The sequence below is a fragment of the Pseudomonas ulcerans genome (genome assembly GCF_036324125.1).
Classification (GTDB): domain Bacteria; phylum Pseudomonadota; class Gammaproteobacteria; order Pseudomonadales; family Pseudomonadaceae; genus Aquipseudomonas; species Aquipseudomonas ulcerans.
The window spans coordinates 148,184-169,296 of the sequence record NZ_JAZDQN010000001.1; the positions used below are offsets into that span (position 1 = coordinate 148,184).

The following is a 21,113-nucleotide window of genomic DNA, read 5'->3' on the forward strand; positions in this document are numbered from 1 at the left end:
GTCAAATTCAAATGGCGTGGCTGCGCCGGGAGGGCGGCAGCAACTGGGCGATGGGTTCAGCGTTCACGGCCGGGTTGTGCTGGCCGAAGCTGGCGTTGTAGGTGGCGATGATCTCGGCGGCGATGGACACGGCGATCTCGATCGGCAGCTTGCCTTTCACCTCGGCCAGGCCCATGGGGCAACGCATGCGCTGCATGCGCTCGGCGTCGAAGCCGCGGTCGCGCAGGCGATGTTCGAACTTGGCACGCTTGGTCTTCGAGCCGATCAGGCCGAACCAGGTGAAGTCGTTGCGCTTGAGGATGGCGGCGGTGAGTTCGAGGTCGAGCTGGTGGTTGTGGGTCATGACGATGCAGTAGCTGCCTGGCGGCAGTTCGTCGACCTCGTCCACCGGCTCGTCGGCGATGATCTTGCTGACGCCGGCGGGCAGGGTCTCGGGGAATTCCTGCTCGCGGGAATCGATCCAGCGCACCCGGCAGGGCAGGGCGGCGAGCAAGGGTACCAGAGCGCGGCCGACATGGCCCGCGCCGAACACGGCGATCTGCGCCTGCACCGCGCCCATGGGTTCGAACAGCAGCACGGTGGCGCCGCCGCAGCACTGGCCGAGGCTGGCGCCGAGGCTGAAGCGCTCCAGGTGCGGCGACTCGCGGCCCTCGGCGAGCATCTGCCGGGCGATGTGCATGGCCTTGTATTCCAGGTGGCCGCCGCCGATGGTGTCGAACAGCTGAAAGGCGCTGACCACCATCTTCGAACCGGCATTGCGCGGGGTCGAGCCGCGCTCCTCGATGATGGTCACCAGGACGCAGGGTTCGCCCTGGGCTTGCAGGTCGGCGAGGGCGTTGATCCATTGGTGCATGATTGATGTCCTCGGTATGGAGGTTGGCACAGTCCCCCTGTAGGAGCGGGTTTACCCGCGATCGGGTCGGTGAATCCACCACCGCTATCGCGGGTGAACCCGCTCCTACAAGGTCCCTGCTAACTCGATGAGTCCCTTATTCGGTCACAGCCTCAACCTCGACCGAGGCCTGCCGCGCTGCCACCACCTTCCTCATCTGCTCGCAACCCCACAACACCCGCTCCGGCGTCGCCGGGGCATCGATGTCCGGCTGCTCGCGATAATCCGCCAGGCTCGCCACCGCATCCTTGATCGCGCACCACGCGGCGATCCCCAGCATGAACGGCGGCTCACCCACGGCCTTGGAATGGAACACCGTGTCTTCCGGGTTCTTGCGGTTTTCCACCAGTTTCACCCGCAGGTCGATCGGCATGTCCGCCACCGCCGGGATCTTGTAGCTGGCCGGGCCGTTGGTCATCAGCTTGCCCTTGGCGTTCCACACCAGTTCCTCGGTGGTCAGCCAGCCCATGCCCTGGACGAAGCCGCCCTCGACCTGGCCGATGTCGATGGCCGGGTTCAGCGAGGCGCCCACGTCATGCAGGATGTCGGTGCGCAGCATCTTGTACTCGCCGGTCAGGGTGTCGACGATCACCTCGCAGCACGCCGCGCCGAAGGCGAAGTAGTAGAACGGCCGGCCACGGGCCTGGTTGCGGTCGTAGAAGATCTTCGGCGTGCGGTAGAAGCCGGTGCTCGACAGCGATACCTGGGCGAAATACGCCTGCTGGATCAGCGATTCGAAGGTGATGATCTCTTCGCGGATGCGCACATGGTTGTTGCGGAACTCGACGTCTTCCTCGGTGACCTTGTAGTGCCGCGCGGCGAACTCCACCAGGCGCTTCTTGATGATCTCGGCCGCGTTCTGCGCCGCCTTGCCGTTCAGGTCGGCGCCGCTGGACGCCGCCGTCGGCGAGGTGTTGGGCACCTTGTCGGTGTTGGTCGCGGTGATCTGGATGCGGTCGATGTCCACCTGGAACACCTGCGCCACCACCTGTGCCACCTTGGTGTTCAGGCCCTGGCCCATCTCGGTGCCGCCGTGGTTCAGGTGGATGCTGCCGTCGGTGTAGATATGGATCAGCGCACCGGCCTGGTTGAGGAAGGTGGCGGTGAACGAGATGCCGAACTTCACCGGGGTCAGCGACAGGCCTTTCTTCAGGATCGGGCTGTTGGCGTTGAAGCGACGGATCGACTCGCGGCGCTCGGCGTAGTCGGCACTGGCCTCCAGCTCGGCGGTCATCTCTTCGAGCATGTTGTGCTCGACGGTCTGGTAGTAGTGGGTGACGTTGCGGTCGGTCTTGCCGTAGTAGTTGGCCTTGCGCACCGCCAGCGGATCGAGCGCCAGGTGGCGGGCGATGCGGTCCATCACTTCCTCGATGGCGACCATGCCCTGCGGGCCGCCGAAGCCGCGATAGGCGGTGTTCGACGCGGTGTTGGTCTTGCAGCGGTGGCCATGCACGGTGGCATCGCCCAGGTAGTAGGCGTTGTCGGAGTGGAACATGGCGCGGTCGACGATGGAGCCGGACAGGTCAGGCGAATAACCGCAGTTGCCGGCCAGGTCGAAATTGATCCCGTGCAGGCGGCCGTTGTCGTCGAAGCCGACGTCGTACTCGACATAGAACGGGTGACGCTTGCCGGTCATGGTCATGTCCTCGACCCGTGGCAGGCGCATCTTGGTCGGCTGCCCGGTGAGGCGCGCGATCACCGCGCACAGGCAGGCCGGGCTGGCCGCCTGGGTTTCCTTGCCGCCGAAGCCGCCGCCCATGCGACGCATGTCGAGGACGATCTTGTTCATCGGCACGTCGAGCACTTCGGCCACCAGCTTCTGTACTTCGGTGGGGTTCTGCGTGGAGCAGTAGACGATCATGCCGCCGTCTTCGGTGGGCATCACCGAGGACACCTGGGTCTCCAGGTAGAAGTGTTCCTGGCCGCCGATATGCAAGGTGCCTTGCAGGCGGTGCGGGGCGCTGGCCAGGGCGCTGACCGAGTCGCCGCGCTGGTGGGTGTGGCTGTCCAGCACGAAATGCTTCTTGCGGAAGGCTTCGACCACATCGAGCACCGGCTCCAGGTCTTCGTACTCGATGATCGCCGCCATCGCCGCACGGCGCGCGGTGTCCAGGTCGCGGGCGGCCACGGCCACCACCGGCTGGCCGAAGAACTCCACCTTGTCGATGGCCAGCAGCGGGTCGCCGGCGACCACCGGGCCGATGTCCTTCAGGCCGGGAATGTCCTCGTGGGTGATGGCGATGCGCACGCCCTCGAAGGCGTAGCACGGGCTGGTATCGACCTTGAGGATGCGCGCATGGGCGCGGTCGGCAGTGCGCGCGTAGACGTGCAGCTGGTTGGGGAATTCCAGGCGGTCGTCGATGTACACCGCCTCACCGGACACCTGCTTGTCGGCGCTGTCGTGCTTGACGCTGCGACCGACCCCGGTGGTCAGGTCCTGGCTGAACAGCTCGGCCAGTTCCGCCTGGCTCTTGGCGACGTGATGATGGTTAGACATAAGCGGTCACTCGGGTCTCGATGTGCGGTGTTTGCAGTTCGACGAAGTACTTGCGCAGCAGGTTCTGCGCGCCCAGCAGGCGGTATTCCTTGCTTGCGCGGAAGTCCGAGAGCGGGGTGAAGTCCTGGGCCAGAGCCTGGCAGGCCTTTTCCAGGGTGGCCTGGTTGAACGGCTTGTCGAGCAGCGCGGCTTCGCAGGCATGGGCGCGCTTGGGGATTGCCGCCATGCCGCCGAAGGCGACGCGGGCCTGTTCGATCACACCGTTCTCGATGCGCAGGTTGAACGCCGCGCACACTGCGGAAATATCGTCGTCCAGGCGCTTGGACACCTTGTAGGCGCGGAACGCCCAGTGCTCACGGGCCTTCGGCACGATGATGCGCTCGATGAACTCGCTCTCCTGGCGCGCGGTGACGCGGTAGTCGATGAAATAGTCTTCCAGCTTCAGGGTGCGGGTGTCGTTGCCCTTGCGCAGCACGATCTGCGCGCCGAGGGCGATCAGCAGGGGCGGCGAGTCGCCGATCGGCGAAGCGTTGCCGATGTTGCCGCCGAGGGTGCCCTGGTTGCGGATCTGCAGCGAGGCGAAGCGGTGCAGCAGCTCGCCGAAGTCCGGGTACTCGGCGCTGAGGGCGTCGTAGCAGTCGGTCAGCGGGGTGGCGGCGCCGATCTCGATGCGGTCGTCGAAGTGCTCGATACGCTTGAGCTCGGCGACGTTGCCCACGTAGATCATCACCGGCAGGGTGCGGTGGAACTGGGTCACTTCCAGGGCCAGGTCGGTGCCGCCGGCGAGCAGGCGGGCTTCCGGGTGCGAGCCGTAGAGGTCGGCCAGGTCGGCCACGGTCAGCGGCACCAGGCAGCGCTTGTCGCCGCTGTTGAGCTCACCGGTTTCGCTCGGGGCGATGGCCTTCAGGCGCTGGATGGTCTGCGCCTGGGCGGCGTCGAACTGGTCGGGCTTGGCCTGGCAGCAGGCCTGGTCGGCGGCGGCGAGGATCGGCCGGTAGCCGGTGCAGCGGCACAGGTTGCCGGCCAGGGCTTCCTGGGCCTTGTGCAGATCCGGTGCATCGCTGTTCTTTTGCAGGGCAAACAGCGACATGACGAAGCCCGGGGTGCAGAAGCCGCACTGCGAGCCATGGCAATCAGCCAGTGCCTGCTGCACGCTGTGCAGCTTGCCCTGGTGCTTCAGGCCTTCGACGCTGATCAGCTGCTTGCCGTGCAGGGAGGAAACGAAGGTCAGGCAGGAGTTCAGGCTGCGATAGCGCAGGCTGTCCTTGCCGTCTTCCTCGGTCAGTTCGGCGACCACCACGGAGCAGGCGCCACAGTCACCACTGGCGCAGCCCTCCTTGGTACCGGTTTTTCCCAGATGCTCGCGCAGATACTCAAGCACCGTCATGTTGGGGTCCAGGGCATGCTCACTGCGCAATTCCTGGTTCAAGAGAAACTGGATCACGGAAGGGCCTCACAAGAGCGAAATTATTGTTGTTGAGCGGACTGAGGCGGAATGTATTAAGCCTTGACTTTCCGGTCAATGATTTTCTGACCCAAAGGTCAGGAAAATTTCCGCAGTCAGCTCCGAAGCGCTGTCTTTAAGTGTAGGAGAACGCCTCGAATACTGACCGAATCTCTGCAAGCAACATGCCCAGGATTCGACTAGCCTTGAGCGAAACCTTCGCGGGGAGTGGGGCGTACGCGGCGGGAAGCCGTGCCAGTACGAAAAGTCGCCCAGACACAACCCGGTCGCATTAGTCGACGGCGCCTTTCATGCTGGCAGCAGGGCATTTGCGGTACACTTCCGCGTTTTTAGCCGTTAATCGATTTCGAAGGAAAACCATGACGTTCAAGGCGCCGGACAGCCTCTCCGAGCAAATTGCCCATCACCTGGCCGAGCAGATCATCGGTGGGGTCCTCAAGCCTGCCGAGCGTATCCAGGAACAGAAGGTCACCCAGGCGCTGAATGTCAGCCGCGGCTCGGTGCGCGAGGCCCTGCTGATCCTCGAACGGCGTCACCTGGTGACCATCCTGCCGCGCCGTGGTGCCCATGTGACCGAGCTCAACGAGCACAACCTGCGCAGCCTCTGCGCCCTGATGGGCGAGCTGTACATCCTGCTCGGCAACTCGGTGGCCACCGGCCACAAGACTGCGGCCGACCTGGCCCCGTTCCTCGCCATCCAGCAGCGCCTGCAGGCCGCCTGCGAGCGCCAGGACATCAAGACCTTCGTCGAGGAAAGCTTCGCGGTGATGCGCGCCGCCTATCCGTTCGCCGACAACCCCTACCTGCAGGAAACCGTGGAAAACCTGCAACCGGCGATGAGCCGCGCCCACTACCTGGCCCTGGAGCGGCGCAAGGCGCAGATGGAAGATTTCCTGCAACTGTTCGCCCGCCTGCTGCAGGCGGTGATCGCCCGCGACCTGGCGCAGATCCGCGAGGTGCTCGGCGAGTACTGCACGCGCAGTTGCGAGCTGGTGCTGGCCGCGCTGGTGACTGACTGACCATGCGCCTCAAGTGCATCCGCCTGGCGGGCTTCAAGTCGTTCGTCGACCCGACCACCGTCAATTTCCCCAGCAACATGGCCGCCGTGGTCGGGCCCAACGGCTGCGGCAAATCCAACATCATCGACGCGGTGCGCTGGGTGATGGGCGAAAGCTCGGCGAAGAACCTGCGCGGCGAGTCGATGACCGACGTCATCTTCAACGGCTCCACCAGCCGCAAGCCGGTGAGCCAGGCGAGCATCGAGCTGGTGTTCGACAACAGCGACAACACCCTGGTGGGCGAATACGCCGCCTACGCCGAGATATCCATCCGGCGCAAGGTCACCCGCGACGCACAGAACACCTACTACCTCAACGGCACCAAGTGCCGGCGCCGCGATATCACCGATATCTTCCTCGGCACCGGCCTGGGCCCGCGCAGCTACTCGATCATCGAGCAGGGCATGATCTCCAAGCTGATCGAAGCCAAGCCCGAGGAGCTGCGCAACTTCATCGAGGAAGCCGCGGGCATCTCCAAGTACAAGGAGCGCCGCCGCGAGACCGAGAACCGCATCCGCCGCACCCAGGAAAACCTCGAGCGCCTGACCGACCTGCGCGAAGAGCTGGAACGCCAGCTCGAACGTCTGCACCGCCAGGCCCAGGCGGCGGAGAAATACAAGGAATACAAGGCCGAGGAACGCCAGCTCAAGGCGCAGCTGTCGGCCCTGCGCTGGCGTGCCCTGGATGAGCAGGTGCGTCAGCGCGAGAGCGTGATCGGCGACCAGGAAGTGTCCTTCGAGGCGCTGGTGGCCGACCAGCGCAACGCCGACGCCAGCATCGAGCGCCTGCGCGACGGCCATCACGAACTGTCCGAGCGCTTCAACCAGGTGCAGGGCCGCTTCTATTCGGTGGGCGGCGATATCGCCCGTATCGAGCAGAGCATCCAGCACGGCCAGCAGCGCTTGCGCCAGTTGCAGGACGATCTCAAGGAAGCCGAGCGCTCGCGCCAGGAAACCGAATCCCACCTGGGTCACGACCGCACCTTGCTGGCGACCCTGTCCGAAGAGCTGGAAATGCTCGAACCGGAACAGGAAATGACCCTGGCCTCGTCCGAGGAAGCCGCGGCGACCCTGGAAGACGCCGAGACCACCATGCATGGCTGGCAGGAGCAGTGGGACAGCTTCAACGCGCGCTCCGCCGAGCCACGGCGCCAGGCCGAGGTGCAGCAGTCGCGGATCCAGCAGCTGGAGCACAGCCTGGAGCGCCTGGCCGAGCGCCAGCGCAAGCTCGGCGAGGAACGCGACCAGCTCAGCGCCGATCCGGAAGACGCGGCGATCCTCGAACTGGCCGAACAGGTGGCCGGCAGCGAGATGGTGCTGGAAGACCTGCACCTGGAAGAACAACAGGCTGCGGAGCGTCTCGACACGCTGCGCGAGCAACTGCAGCAGGCGACCCAGGCGCAGCAGCAGGCCCAGGGCGAGTTGCAACGCCTGGGCGGCCGCCTGGCCTCGCTGGAGGCCCTGCAACAGGCTGCGCTGGAGCCCGGTAGCGGAGCTGCCGAATGGCTGCGCGAGCAAGGCCTGGAACAGCGCCCACGCCTGGCCGAGGGCCTGCGGGTCGAGGCGGGCTGGGAGCTGGCGGTGGAAACCGTGCTTGGCGCCGACCTGCAGGCGGTGCTGGTGGATGGTTTCGACGGCCTGGGCTTCGACGGCTTCGACCAGGGCGAACTGCGCCTGCTGGATGTCGTCGCCGGCGCACCGCGCCTGCCCGGCAGCCTGCTGGACAAGGTCGAGGGTGCCGTGGACCTGGCGCCATGGCTGGGCCGGGTGCGACCGGTGGAGACCCTCGACCAGGCCCTGGCCCAGCGCGCTCAGCTGGGCGAGGGCGAAAGCCTGGTCAGTCGTGACGGCTACTGGGTCGGCCGGCATTTCCTGCGGGTCAGCCGTGCCAGCGATGCCCAGGGCGGCGTGCTGGCGCGCGGCCAGGAGCTGGAACGCCTCGGCCTGGAGCAGGAAGAACAGCAAGCCCGCCTGGCCCGGCTCGACGAGCAGCTTGCCGATGCCCGCGAGCAGCAACGGCAACTGGAAGACAGCCGCGAACAACTGCGTCGCCGTGCCCAGGACGAAGCCCGCCAGCAGGGCGAGCTCAAGGCCAGACTGTCCGCCGGCAAGGCCCGCGCCGAACAGCTCAGCCTGCGCCGCCAGCGCCTTGAAGACGAACTGACCGAAGCTGCCGAACAGCGCGCCGTCGAGCAGGAACAACTGGGCGAGTCGCGCCTGGTCCTGCAGGAAGCCCTGGAACTGATGGCCCAGGACACCGAGCAGCGCGAACTGCTGCTGGCCAAGCGCGACGGCCTGCGCGAGCACCTCGACCGTGTCCGCCAGGAAGCCCGCCAGCACAAGGACCACGCCCACCAGCTCGCCGTGCGCCTCGGCTCGCTGCGCGCCCAGCACGATTCCACGCGCCAGGCCCTGGAGCGCCTGGAGCTGCAATCCGAGCGCCTGACCGAGAAGCGCGAGCAACTGACGCTGAACCTGGAGGAGGGCGAGGCCCCGCTGGAAGAACTGCGCCTCAAGCTCGAAGAGCTGCTGGAAAAGCGCATGAGCGTCGACGAGGAAATGCGTCAGGCGCGCCTGCACATGGAAGACGCCGACCGCGAACTGCGCGACGCCGAGAAACGTCGCAGCCAGGCCGAGCAGCAATCGCAACTGCTGCGCGGCCAGCTGGAAAGCCATCGCCTGGAATGGCAGGGCCTCAGCGTGCGCCGCAAGACCCTGCACGAACAGTTGCACGCCGACGGCTACGACCTCGACGGCGTGCTCGCCACCCTTACCGAGCAAGCCAGCGAGACGGAAGCGGAGGCCGAGCTGGAACGCCTCGACGCCCGCATCCAGCGCCTCGGCGCGATCAACCTCGCGGCCATCGAGGAATACCAGCAGCAGTCCGAGCGCAAGCGCTACCTCGATGCCCAGGACGCCGACCTGGTGGAAGCCCTGGACACCCTGGAAAACGTCATCCGCAAGATCGACAAGGAAACCCGCAACCGCTTCAAGGATACCTTCGATCAGATAAATGCCGGATTACAGGCACTTTTCCCGAAAGTTTTCGGTGGTGGCAGCGCTTACTTGGAACTGACGGGCGAAGATCTACTCGATACAGGGGTGACGATCATGGCGCGCCCGCCGGGCAAGAAGAACAGCACCATTCATTTGCTCTCCGGCGGTGAAAAAGCGCTGACGGCACTGGCCCTGGTATTTGCCATCTTCAAGTTGAATCCCGCGCCGTTCTGCATGCTCGACGAAGTCGATGCGCCACTGGACGACGCCAACGTCGGCCGATATGCGCGACTGGTGAAAGAGATGAGTCAGACGGTTCAGTTCATCTATATCACCCACAACAAGATCGCCATGGAAATGGCCGATCAGTTGATGGGGGTGACCATGCACGAGCCAGGCTGCTCGCGGCTGGTGGCGGTGGATGTGGAGGAGGCGATGGCCATGGTCGACGCCTGAAACAGGAAAAAACGCACGATCTTCGAGCAAATGGCCTGTCAGTCGTGACAGACGGTGTAAAGTTATCTTTGGTCGTGCTAGCTTAATGTCAATTTTTCGTACGTGGGTAAAACGTCAGTCAGAACATAGAGTTGGCGCCACGTTTTAAAGGGTTTTAACCCTTTTATTTTTCAGCATTTTTTACAGAGGCACGGGATTACATGGAAATCGGTCTGCGCGAATGGCTGATCGTCATCGGCATCATTGTCATAGCCGGTATTCTCTTCGACGGCTGGCGCCGCATGCGCGGTGGCAAGGGCAAGTTGAAATTCCGTCTGGATCGCAGTTTCTCCAATCTTCCCGACGAAGAAAACAATGCCGAAGTGCTCGGCCCGTCCCGCGTGCTGGAGACGCACCAGGAACCGCAGCTCGACGAGGACGACCTGCCGTCCATGAGCGCGCCGGTGCGCGAGCCCAAGCCGGGCAAGAACAACAAGCGCGGCAAGCGTGGCAACGAGCCGCAACAGGGCGACCTCAACCTCAGCGCCGAACCGCGCGAGCCTGACCTGTTCGCCGACGAAGACGACGACTTCCCGGCGGAAAAACCGCGCACCACCACGACCACCGGCTACGGCACCGCTGCCGAAGGCAAGGAGCTGCCACCGGTCGAGGAAGTGCTGGTGATCAGCGTGATTTCCCGCGACGAAAGCGGCTTCAAGGGCCCGGCCCTGCTGCAGAACATCCTTGAAAGCGGCCTGCGTTTCGGCGAGATGGACATCTTCCATCGCCACGAAAGCATGGCCGGCAATGGCGAAGTCCTGTTCTCCATGGCCAACGCCGTGAAGCCGGGCGTGTTCGACCTGGACGACATCGACCACTTCAGCACCCGCGCCGTGAGCTTCTTCCTCGGCCTGCCGGGCCCGCGTCATCCGAAGCAGGCCTTCGACGTGATGGTGGCTGCCGCCCGCAAGCTGGCCCACGAACTGGATGGCGAGCTGAAGGACGACCAGCGCAGCGTGCTGACCGCCCAGACGATCGAACACTACCGTCAGCGCATCGTCGAATTCGAACGCCGCGCCCTGACCCAGAAACGCTAAGAACAGCCTGGCCGATGCCAGTCAGTTGAAACCACAGGGGCCGCTAAGCGGCCCTTGTGCTTACAGAGGTAGTGAGCCCACCACCGGACCCTGTAGGAGCGGGTTCACCCGCGATTGCAATAGTGAATTCACCACCGCAATCGCGGGTAAACCCGCTCCTACAGGGCCCGCGCCGCCCAACTGACCCTCCACCCGGCCGCTCTTCCGCTCCGCAAGAGACCCCGAACCATGAACGCCGAAACCCGAATCCTCGAACTGCGTGCCGAACTCGACCAGCACAACTACCGCTACTACGTCCTCGACGAGCCCAGCGTGCCGGACGCCGAGTACGACCGCCTGTTCCGCGAGCTGCAGGCCCTGGAAGCCGAGCACCCGGACCTGGTCACCGAGGACTCGCCGACCCGCCGCGTCGGCGGCGCGGCCCTGGCGGCCTTCACCCAGGTGCGCCACGAAATCCCCATGCTCAGCCTCGGCAACGCCTTCGAAGAAGACGACCTGCGCGAATTCGACCGCCGCGTCACCGAAGGCCTCGACCTCCCGGCCGGCGACCTCTTCGGCGGCGGCCAGGCGGTCGACTACAGCTGCGAACCCAAGCTCGACGGCCTCGCCGTAAGCCTGCTGTACCGCAACGGCCAGCTCGTCCAGGGCGCCACCCGCGGCGACGGCACCACGGGCGAAGACATCAGCGTCAACGTCCGCACCATCCGCAACGTCCCCCTCAAGCTCCACGGCGAAGGCTGGCCGGAAGTGCTGGAAGTGCGCGGCGAAGTCTTCATGAGCAAGGCCGGCTTCGACAAACTCAACGCCTCCCAGGCCGAAATCGGCGGCAAGACCTTCGCCAACCCGCGCAACGCCGCCGCCGGCAGCCTGCGCCAGCTGGACTCGAAGATCACCGCCAGCCGCCCGCTGGAATTCTGCTGCTACGGCATCGGCCAGGTATCCGCGCCGGTCGGCGACACCCATATCGGCATACTCCAGCAGCTCAAGGCCTGGGGCATGCCCATCAGCCGCGAGCTCAAGCACGCCGCCGGCATCGAGGAATGCCTAGCCTACTACCACGACATCGGCGCCCGGCGTAACGACCTGCCGTACGAGATCGACGGCGTGGTGTTCAAGGTCAACAGCCTCGCCTCGCAGCGCGAACTCGGCTTCCGCGCCCGCGAACCGCGCTGGGCTATCGCCCACAAGTTCCCGGCGATGGAAGAGCTCACCGAAGTGCTCGACGTCGAATTCCAGGTCGGCCGCACCGGCGCCGTCACCCCGGTGGCGCGGCTCAAGCCGGTCAAGGTCGCTGGTGTCACCGTGGCCAACGCCACCCTGCACAACATGGACGAAGTCGCCCGCCTGGGCGTGATGATCGGCGACACCGTGATCATTCGCCGCGCCGGCGACGTCATCCCGCAAGTGATGCAAGTGGTGCTGGAGCGCCGCGACCCCGAGGCCGTGCGCCCGGTGCAGATCCCCACCGAATGCCCGGTGTGCGGCTCCCAGGTCGAGCGCACCCAACTGGTCAAGCGCAGCAAGGGCAAGGAAACCGTCAGCGAAGGCGCCGTGTACCGCTGCGTCGGCCGCCTGGCGTGCGCCGCGCAGCTCAAGCAGGCGATCATCCATTACGTCTCGCGTCGTGCCATGGACATCGAAGGTCTGGGTGAGAAGAGCGTCGAGCAACTGGTGGACGAAAAGCTTATCGCCTCGCCGGCCGACCTCTATCGCCTCACCTACGAACAGGTGGTCGAGCTCGAAGGCTTCGCCGAGGTCTCCAGCAACAAGCTCCTGGCCGCCATCGAAGCCAGCAAGCGTCCGGGCCTGGCGCGCTTCATCTACGCCCTCGGCATCCCTGACGTGGGCGAGGAAACCGCCAAGGTCCTGGCCCGCTCGCTCGGCTCGCTGCAACGGGTGATGAAGGCCCTGCCGCAGGTGCTCACCTACCTGCCGGACATCGGCCTGGAAGTCGCCTACGAGATCCACAACTTCTTCGAAGACGAGCACAACCGCAGCGTCATCCAGCAACTGCTCGACTGCGGCATGCAGTTGCAGGACGAAGGCGAACTTGCTGCCGAATTCGCCGCCAGCACCACCCTGGCCGGCATGATCGCCAAGCTCGACATTGCCTCGGTTGGCCCGACCGGTGCGGAAAAACTGGTAGCCAAGCTCGGCACGCTGGACAAGATCATCGAAGCCGACGGCATCGACCTGCGCCAGGCCCTGGCGGCCAAGCAGGCCGAAGCGGTGCGTGAGTTCTTCCTGGTCGAAGCCAACCGCGACCTCGCCCGCGCCATCGAAGCGCAGTTGCTGGAGTTCGGCATGCACTGGGCCAGCGAGAAAAAGACCGCCGAAGGCCTGCCGCTGGCCGGGCAAACCTGGGTACTCACCGGCACCCTGGAGCGCATGAATCGCGATCTGGCCAAGGACAAGCTGGAAAGCCTCGGTGCGAAAGTGGCCGGCTCGGTGTCCGGCAAGACCCACTGCGTGGTGGCGGGGCCGGGGGCTGGTTCCAAGCTGACCAAGGCCAACGAGCTGGGGGTCAAGGTGCTGGATGAGGATGCCTTCGTCGAGTTTCTGGCGGGGCAGGGGATCGCCATCTGACGTTCCGACAGGGCGGCCGCGATCTTGTGGACAGCGCCAGCGATAGCCATAGGTATCTACACATCTCGAGCGATGGTCGACGCGCTCAGGGTAGGAGCTGCGTCAGCTGCGAAGGACCGCGCAGCGGTCCCAACTCCTGTCTATCCAATGGGCCTGGAGAAACGCGGCAGATCGGGCGCTGTGAATCCATGATGCGGCTGGGTCAGAGGCCCGTGCGGGATGGCTTTGGGACCGCTGCGCGGTCCTTCGCAGCTGACGCAGCTCCTACCTGGACCGCGCCGCATCGGTAGTTTGGGTAAACCGGAAGATGTGTAGATACCCATGCAGCGATAGCGGTAGCGAATTCACCGAAGTAATCACTGCGGCCTGTCGCTCAGCAACCCATGCCCGAAGGGCATGGGTATCTACACATCTTCCTGCCGCACGCAAATAGCCGGACACCCGCGATGAACTGTGGGGGGGCGCCCAGCCTTTCAGGCTGCGCTGTCGAGCAGAGAGCCGTCACTGATCGTGGGAGCGAGCTTGCTCGCGAAGGGCCGCAAAGCGGCCCCAAAACCTGCCTCTTCGGTGTATCAGGCAAACCCGGGGACTCAGGATTTACGACGACTGCGCCGCCGACCACGTTGCCCCACACCAAAGATGTGCAGATACCCATCCCCAATGGGACAAGTCCTTGAGAAATGATGATTTTTTCTCACCCAAAGGTTGTAACTCTGCCGCAGACCGGTACAATGGCGCGGCTCGTCACCTGACGAGCTGCGTAATGGTGGCCCCATCGGTCCCCCCGCAACGATTACCCGTCAACCTGGTCAGGCCCGGAAGGGAGCAGCCACAGCGGGAACATTGTGTGCCGGGGTGTGGCTGGTGGGGCCGCCTCCATTTTAGATCCTTGATAATTCAAGGAACTCTTCCCCAAAGCATCCAGAAGTAGGCTAGTGTCCAAGCAGATCTGAGTATTACGCCTTGCTAAGTATTCGGTCCTTCGCCTACCCAAGTCTCTCTTTTAATTTTCCGTCTGGTTCTTTGACACCTTCCTTCTCCGGTCCTTTTTTCAGAATGCATCGACCGGTGTAGAAAGTGATGATGCCCCATCCCAAGCAGTCATTGGCTGATCTAAGGTACTCTCCGAATTTTCGCAGTTACCTCTAAGGAGAGCTGGTATGGGCGAATCTGATAGCTCGTGCGATGAAGCATTGGGTGCTCAATGGTCGGAAGAGAAGGTTCTGGCGCGTTATTTGAAACCGCTTTTAGATCACTACGACCTCAAATGGCGTGGTCGCGGATGGATTTATGTCGACCACCAAGAAGAGAACATCCTCGCTGCGAACAAGGTCGTCTCTGATCTAAGTGTCGCTTTGGGCGTACCTTCTGCCTCGATTCGAGCAAGGTTGACCGAACTGAAGTGGCTAAGGGACGATCGTAACATTTTGCCAAACCCGAACGAGGTCAAGCGCGCAGAGCTATTGCTTAGATCGTCAGGTATTCGGGAGCTCGACTACCTTGATCGCGACGATGAGTTTGAAGAAGGCGGGTCCTAGAATGCGGTCCATCATGGCCATGAGGTTGTATGCAGCCGGAACATTTTGATCTCTCTACCCACCTGTTCCTTCCGATCACGGAGGAAACCTGCACCCGTTTGCTCAAAGCCTCTCCGGATGCTCTCGACATCCTGACAGATCCCGAGCTAGCGGCGTTGCTGGTCATCCAAAATCTGGCGCAGAGCGACGAAACAAGCCTCACTGCGGCGGCGGCGGAGCGAGTCCTCGTCAAGCTTCTCGCTTGGTCGGTGGACAACACAAGTCCGACGAATCCAGGACTGCTGTCAGAAGCAAAGCGTCTGTTCGACCCTAATAAGCTGTATTTCGGCATAGAGGCGATCAAGAAATCGAAGCTGCGCTTCTTGATGGCCGACGAAATCGTCGCCCAGGAATATCTGCTGTCCAGCGGAAAGTGGGATGTCGAGTTCAAACACCGTCACGCCCGCCATCATCATCCTTTCCGTCGCCAGATGGTAACGCCTGGCCATGACGAGCGCTGGTTAAGCAGTGCACAGGATCACCTGGTCCGAACCTTCAGGGCTAACCTCGACGAGCATCTGCATGTTCAAGGTTACGCCGGCATCGGAAAAAGCCACTTGATAGGAGCTCTGGTCGAATGTTTGAGGCCGGAGCAGACGTTGGTGCTGGCTCGTACTGAGAAAAAGCTGGCGACCCTGCGCAAGCGCATGAAGAGCAATACCTCAGAGCTGACCTGCAGCACTTTTCGCAAGTTTGTATGGGTCTTGTACCAGCGAAAGATCGCTCGTCCTGCGATTGCGGGATCAGGGGCGAGCAAGCAAAAGGTCGCCCAAGAACTGAATATCATCGGTCTAGGATCACACGATCCATTGGCGACGATAGATATCTGCTTGAAAATGCTCCAGCTTTATTGCCGTTCACGGGACTACACGCTGTCGGCCAAGCACACACCTCAGTTGCACCAATCTCTGTCCGATGCCGACACCATGATATTGTTGGAGTACTCAAGTCGAATCTGGACATATCTTCAAGCTAACCCGGAGTGGGCGCGCCACACTGGAATTGAAGTTTTACTGATGATTAAGCGCGCAAGCTTGGCAGGTTGCTCTGTATCGCCTCGCTATTCGCATGTGCTAATCGATGAAAGCCAAGATGTCCCTGCGTCATTACTGCAAATCCTGGAGCGCGGGCGCCAGGTGGTAGTCACTCTGGGGGATGAGTACCAACACGGAGACAACGACGTTGCAGCCCGGCTGCAGTCTGTTCGTCAGAGCACAGTCGGTTTCTCTGTGCGATCTGGCCGTAATATTGAAGACTTGGTCAACCCGCTGATTTCCCGTCATTCGCAGAAAACCAAGGATTCTTTCGAGGGATCCCGACATGCTGATGTGGGTATTGAAGAGTATCCCGAAGGCTTCATGCCGCCAGAGGGTTGCATCATCCTAACGGCGTCTTTGTGGGACACCATGAAGTGGGCAATGCAGTTGCGCGATCTAGAGTGCCCGTTCAGCTTCTACTCCAGCCAAGCGCAGAGTAACCTTTGGCGCTTTATGATCACGGCTATCGGATTGTTCAATCCACGCTTTCACCAGCAGGGCAAAGAAGCATCGCATCCATATTTCAATGAGTGGATGAATTGGCAGCAAGTGCGGGATGCCAACCAGTTTGACGATTCGTTTCTGTGGGTAGAGGCCGAGCTGGAGAAAGGCTTCAGGGTGGCAGATGTAACCCGAATGGGTGCTCTGGTAGGTCAAATTGGGAAAAGCTGCATGTTGATGAGGGCCGAAGATGCTGGAGGTATGGAGTTCGACGATGTGCTTCTTACTCCTGGATTGCTTACAACTTTGAAATTCAAGGACGTGTATGAATTCGATCAGCGTATTTGCGCAGTCTACATCGCTATTTCCCGAGCTAGGCGGAGGCTTTATGTGCCTTATAAGGTGCTTGACTGGGTTGCACACCACGATGCTCAGAGGTTTCGTAACGTATTTATCCAATGATTGAGGTTTTCCTAGTGTCTTGGTTTGCAGTTCGGGCTGCAAAAAAGAGCAAAGGTGAAAAAGGGGAAGATTTATTTTGAGGGAGTGGTTTGAAAATAACTTTGTCCACTTTTCCCTTTTCTCGTCGTCTCCTTTTCTCCGTGTCCCCTTTTCTCTATGCTGCATGGGGTAATGTTATTCGCTGTTTCTTGGAGGTGATTGGTTTTTTATGAGCCAGGATCTCGAAGCTGGGGGTAATTGGTTTGGAGACTACCATGAGGGTGGTGTCGCCGTGAGCGTTTTGCTCACGGCGGTACGGTTAGCTAACAGTTACTGTTCTGCTAAGCCACTGTCGCTGGAACTCTTCGAGTTGTGAGCGTCCTTCGTCATCAAAAACGAGGGTTTCTGAATGCTTGGCAGCTTTCATCCATATATTCCAGTGAGCTGATAGTTTTTCACGCTCCTGTTCAAAGTGAGGCGAAACGACGGCTCGCAGAGCATAGGTGAAGAAAGTAATGTATGGGTGCTCCCATTCCAAACCGTTGCTAGCAGAAAGATCTCTAGATATTTTTAGCTCATCTACCCCCTCCCAGAAACGAGATACACCAACTTGATCTTTTCTAGATACTCCGATTTTGACGCAAACTTTTCCCAGCGTTGTGTGGGGGAATGAGTCGTGCTCAAGAACAGAAACAGCTTTTTTCGCGTATGAGTATGCCAAGCTCTCTTGATCATTGCTGCTCGCGAGAAGTGCGCGCTGCTCCCAAAATCGTGCGTTCCAGCCGCATACGGACTCTAACTCGGCATACCACTTGTCAGCTATTTTTCCTAGGTCTCTTTTAATTAGGTCGTGATCCATGAGTCCGCGAACAATCAGATATGCCAAGGATCTACGTGCTATGCTTTGGGGGACTACGAGGGGGGCTAGGCCTTTTACAATTGCAATGCTTATAGAGTATTTTTGTTCTGTGGTTATCAGTTTCCATACATACTCTGAGAAAGCGCTGCTTCGGAGTCTCAGACCGTTGCTGTCCATATATCCAATTTGATTTATTGGGCTGTCCTCATCAAAGAGCTTTTCCGCATTTCCGGTAGAGACAAAGCTATCAGCGATGTCGAATGGTAATGAATAGCCAAGTCGATGGACAGCAGCTGCAGCCACTATCAATGGAATTGCTCCTCTTGGCAGCGATCCTGGATTCTCGAGCATATCAGTGATCGCCGTCCGGTAAGAGTGTGCGTTTTCCAGACTCTCAAGCCATTCAAGTAACTGACTATTGTAGTTTCGGTCGAACTCTTTCCAGGCTCGGCTGAGTGAGAGACCGCTTCTTGTTCCTAGTCGCCCCTTTTCGCTTCTTTTGATAAATATGCTCAGAAAGTCTTTCTTGGGCAGTGGTTGAAGTGGGATCTCCAATCGGTCGGCCTCGATTATGTCCGCCCTTACTGCACGAAGTCGATAGCTGTCGCAGGTTGCGATTATCTTGATTGTGATGTTTTTTTCTTTTGCATTGTTTATAACTGCTTTGATTGAATTGGATAGATCTGCGCAGTCATCAAACAAGAAAACAACTTTTCCTGTCTTGCTGTATTCAACTAGATCTTGCTCTTTGAATCGTTCTTCTCCTCTGAATTGGTAAATTTCATATCCTCGCTCGAGCAGGTTGTAAGCTGTGCGTAGAGCTGATGAAGACTTGCCGCTAACAGATCCTCCGTGATATAGGGCTATACGGACATTGCTTTTGGACTGATTGGTTAGCCATGCTGTGCTATCTACGCTGCCGCTTAGCGTTGCGTCTAATTTTTGAAGAATATGAGGCCACTGAGTTTCGGCGGAGGAGTAAAAGTCTAGGAGTTTTTTAGGGGGGAGCTCTTCGATAGAGAGTTTTTTGAATTTTGCTCGAATCTCTTCTCTTGCGGCGCGAGTTTGAGGAGACTCAGCATGGAACTGTGATTGGTACTCTAATACATCGGCGTGTAAACTTTCAAAAAAATCGCTGCCTAGCGATTGTACAGGTATAAGTCCTTGTCGAATAAAGCGGTTGCGCTGGCCTTCAGTCATGCTGCTGAGTACTATCACTGAGGGGCAGCCGCCGCGCTCCCTAGACAAATTCCCAAACTCTAGAACAGTGATTAAATCAAATTCTTCTTGGAGGCGAGCTCCGCAAACAATGAATGGCTTTTTTACCCACTCTGATCTGAACTCGGCGTGCCACCCTGGTGAGCTTTCGTTCTTGGAGGCATACTCTTTAAGTGAGAAAATTAGATGGTCTGGCTGGTCGTTGAGGTTGGATGCCTTTCCATGTAGATAAATAACTTGGAGAACATTGTTGTCAAGTGGTCTTGGGCGATATAGGTCGCACCAAACATAAGATTCTAGTTTTGGATTTTTGCCTCTTTCCTTTGATTGCTCGATTATGTCATCTATATTCAAAGGTCCAGATCCGTTTCCATCGAAAATCATGTAATTTTTTTTGCCATGATGGTTGGCATCCGGTAAAGCGTGAGCGTAAGAATGAATTGAGGGGCGCTTTGGTTTTGTCGGAGCTTTTTATGTCACCATATACAAGTGGCAAATTTTCTTCTTCGCTTTTGTCTAAGCCAAGTTTAAAATTTGCATTGAGTTCCTTTGCAAGGTCAATGCCGCCTTTGAGAGAAACACCGTCTCCCCCGGTCGCTCCATAGCTACCACCTGCACCTAGCAATAAATTTACGGCATTGTTCGCAACTGACGCCACTATTAGAAGAGCATCCTCTTGGGTAAAACCAAATTTATCTATTAATTCCATTTCATGAACTCCTGTTTACGTGTTTTTAAGCTGGATTTCTTCTGTGATAAAGTACTTTTTAAGACCGCCTAGCCTATTCTGTTGAGCGCTATCAAACCTCGGTTTAACAATGAATAGTCGTGAGGTGGATGGAGCGTTTTTTTTGATGTCGCCATTCACACCGCTTATCTTTCGACCACATATTTTTTGAAGGCGAATGCGACTATTCAAGCGACCTGGGGAACTCCGCAAAACATGCTCAAGAGCCTGAAGTTGGCGGCCTGGAGATGCCAGGAAAAATACTGGTTACCAAGAGCTGATTATTGGATAACGAAGGTAAAAGCTTGGTTGTCTGCCCTTTCGAGCGCACCCCTCCCGCAAAAGGCAATAACTATCGGTCCGTGCCCTTTCCTTGTTGGCTTTTCAGTTTCATCTCCACGTCACTAAGAATCAATAGGGCCTCTTGTATTGATCGGCCGACTTTTTAAGTTGGCGAGAGTTTTAAGTCTCGTAGCGACTGTTACACAGAACCGGGAATAGCTGGCGTCCACCTGGCTTCCGCTTGTTACTACATCTGCAACAGTTAGCCATGCCTCGGCGCGTTCCAGTGGCTCAAGGTTTCTAAGCGAACCGTCGAGTGCTAAGTACAGGTCACTTGCAAATTGATTTGCTTGGGTTTCGTGCAGCGGGCGGTCCCCGCGCAAGGCCTCTGGTCGCCAAATCGCCAAACCCACAACAGTAATAACAAAAAGCGGAATTGAAATTATTACGGTCCACACAAGGAGATGGCGAAATTCAGGCAAGGCCAACGCAAGAGACGCTACTGTTCCATCTACGACTAAGAACCCGAGTACTAAAAAGCTCAAAGGGGTCTTGATCGTATCAATTGTCGAATTCCGACTTTCGGGCGCCTTAGGTGGTGTCATGCGTCAATCTCCCCAAAATCTGGTGCTTCCTCACCTCGACTATGAATGACGCGGATCAATCGCTTCGCTTGATGTGCGGATAAGAGGAAATTAGTTGCTTGAGGGGCTCGAAAAATCAGCATTTCCGCAAGAACTTCGTCGTTACGGATAGTCTTGGCCAGGATGGGCTTGGCAAACTTCGCCTCGTACCTTACATCAACTCCGTGGCTGTCCCAACCGCTTTTCAGGTATGGACTAGAAGTAAGTAATCCCCATCCGTACAGACCACGAAAGTGCTCATCACCAGCCATCCAGAAAAATACTAGATCTCCCGGCTGCATTTCGTTTCGATAGCGCGTGGCATACCAAGTATCAGTCTGCCCAGGCTGCACAGCTTTTCGGAGATCGAACCGCTCTGGAACGCTTTGGAAAACGAACACATTCATCTGATAGTCTCTGTCATGTGTGGAGTCGGGCTATCAATAGGTTCCCCAGTGGGGGGTATTCTGTGGAAAATGGGAGCAGATTTACGGCTCCCCTTTTCCACCATCAATAGGTCGCGGTGCTGGTACCCGGCGCAGGCCCTTCACTGAACGTGTAGTTGACGACCACATCATTACGAATCAAAACGTCTAGGGTCTTTTGCGTGCCAGTGGTGTTGACCTTCATTGTCACCACATAGCTCTGAGCGTGAGCAGAGCCACTGGTGTACATGTAGATCCACTTCTCGTCCGTGTCGCTCACCGCGCTTTTGGTGTAGGGCTCACCGAAAAGTGCTTTTAACTCTGCCGTCGTGGTCTTGCCTTTGCTGATGCTGGCCACGTTTGCCGATGAGAAATCACGGCCTGCGCTGAAATGGGAAGTGGCGCAAGCGCCGAGGAGGAAACACATGCCGATAACAGCAACGAACTTGTTCATAGC

13 protein-coding genes and 1 other RNA gene are annotated in these 21,113 nt (G+C 59.4%); 7 read left to right on the plus strand and 7 right to left on the minus strand.

All coding sequences use genetic code 11. The features are described from left to right. Window positions 1-7: 7 nt before the first annotated feature. The 3 genes from xdhC to xdhA form a co-directional block, all read right to left on the minus strand. Window positions 8-853 carry a xanthine dehydrogenase accessory protein XdhC gene (gene xdhC / locus V0R59_RS00720; RefSeq protein WP_330074159.1) on the minus strand — a complete coding sequence of 282 codons (846 nt, stop codon included), beginning with the start codon at window positions 851-853 and terminating at the stop codon, window positions 8-10. Between the two features lie 136 nt (window positions 854-989). Beyond that, entirely contained in the window at window positions 990-3,389 is a 2,400-nt protein-coding gene (gene xdhB, locus V0R59_RS00725) for a xanthine dehydrogenase molybdopterin binding subunit (protein WP_330074160.1), read from the minus strand. Continuing rightward, entirely contained in the window at window positions 3,382-4,833 is a 1,452-nt protein-coding gene (gene xdhA, locus V0R59_RS00730) for a xanthine dehydrogenase small subunit (RefSeq protein ID WP_330074161.1), read from the minus strand. Before xdhA ends, xdhB begins: the two co-directional genes overlap by 8 nt. Window positions 4,834-5,213: 380 nt before the next feature. Between xdhA and V0R59_RS00735 the strand changes: the two genes are divergently transcribed. The 7 genes from V0R59_RS00735 (at window position 5,214) to V0R59_RS00765 (ending at window position 16,543) form a co-directional block, all read left to right on the plus strand. Further along, window positions 5,214-5,873 (plus strand): GntR family transcriptional regulator, encoded by a 660-nt coding sequence (locus V0R59_RS00735; protein ID WP_330074162.1) that lies wholly within the window; start codon window positions 5,214-5,216, stop codon window positions 5,871-5,873. 2 nt (window positions 5,874-5,875) lie between these two features. Continuing rightward, window positions 5,876-9,364, plus strand: a complete 3,489-nt coding sequence (gene smc / locus V0R59_RS00740; RefSeq protein WP_330074163.1) for a chromosome segregation protein SMC — start codon at window positions 5,876-5,878, stop codon at window positions 9,362-9,364. 200 nt (window positions 9,365-9,564) lie between these two features. Further along, window positions 9,565-10,440 carry a cell division protein ZipA gene (gene zipA / locus V0R59_RS00745; RefSeq protein ID WP_330074164.1) on the plus strand — a complete coding sequence of 292 codons (876 nt, stop codon included), beginning with the start codon at window positions 9,565-9,567 and terminating at the stop codon, window positions 10,438-10,440. A 228-nt stretch (window positions 10,441-10,668) separates the two neighbouring features. After that, entirely contained in the window at window positions 10,669-13,026 is a 2,358-nt protein-coding gene (ligA, locus tag V0R59_RS00750) for an NAD-dependent DNA ligase LigA (RefSeq protein WP_330074165.1), read from the plus strand. A 773-nt stretch (window positions 13,027-13,799) separates the two neighbouring features. After that, window positions 13,800-13,896: signal recognition particle sRNA small type (ffs, locus tag V0R59_RS00755), an RNA gene on the plus strand. A gap of 290 nt (window positions 13,897-14,186) precedes the next feature. After that, window positions 14,187-14,564 (plus strand): hypothetical protein, encoded by a 378-nt coding sequence (locus V0R59_RS00760; protein ID WP_330074166.1) that lies wholly within the window; start codon window positions 14,187-14,189, stop codon window positions 14,562-14,564. A gap of 29 nt (window positions 14,565-14,593) precedes the next feature. Continuing rightward, window positions 14,594-16,543, plus strand: a complete 1,950-nt coding sequence (locus V0R59_RS00765) for a hypothetical protein (RefSeq protein WP_330074167.1) — start codon at window positions 14,594-14,596, stop codon at window positions 16,541-16,543. 298 nt (window positions 16,544-16,841) lie between these two features. On the opposite strand, the gene V0R59_RS00770 is transcribed toward V0R59_RS00765, so the two are convergent. The 4 genes from V0R59_RS00770 to V0R59_RS00785 form a co-directional block, all read right to left on the minus strand. Then, on the minus strand, window positions 16,842-18,983 hold the full coding sequence (locus tag V0R59_RS00770; protein ID WP_330074168.1) for a P-loop NTPase: 2,142 nt from the start codon (window positions 18,981-18,983) through the stop codon (window positions 16,842-16,844). Beyond that, the gene (locus V0R59_RS00775) at window positions 18,940-19,308 is read right to left on the minus strand and encodes a hypothetical protein (protein ID WP_330074169.1); all 369 of its coding nucleotides are present in this window, start codon (window positions 19,306-19,308) and stop codon (window positions 18,940-18,942) included. The genes V0R59_RS00770 and V0R59_RS00775 overlap by 44 nt, the downstream gene beginning before the upstream one ends. A 901-nt stretch (window positions 19,309-20,209) precedes the next feature. Beyond that, window positions 20,210-20,638 carry an EVE domain-containing protein gene (locus V0R59_RS00780; protein WP_330074170.1) on the minus strand — a complete coding sequence of 143 codons (429 nt, stop codon included), beginning with the start codon at window positions 20,636-20,638 and terminating at the stop codon, window positions 20,210-20,212. Window positions 20,639-20,741: 103 nt separating this feature from the next. Continuing rightward, entirely contained in the window at window positions 20,742-21,110 is a 369-nt protein-coding gene (locus V0R59_RS00785) for a hypothetical protein (RefSeq protein ID WP_330074171.1), read from the minus strand. Window positions 21,111-21,113: the final 3 nt, after the last annotated feature.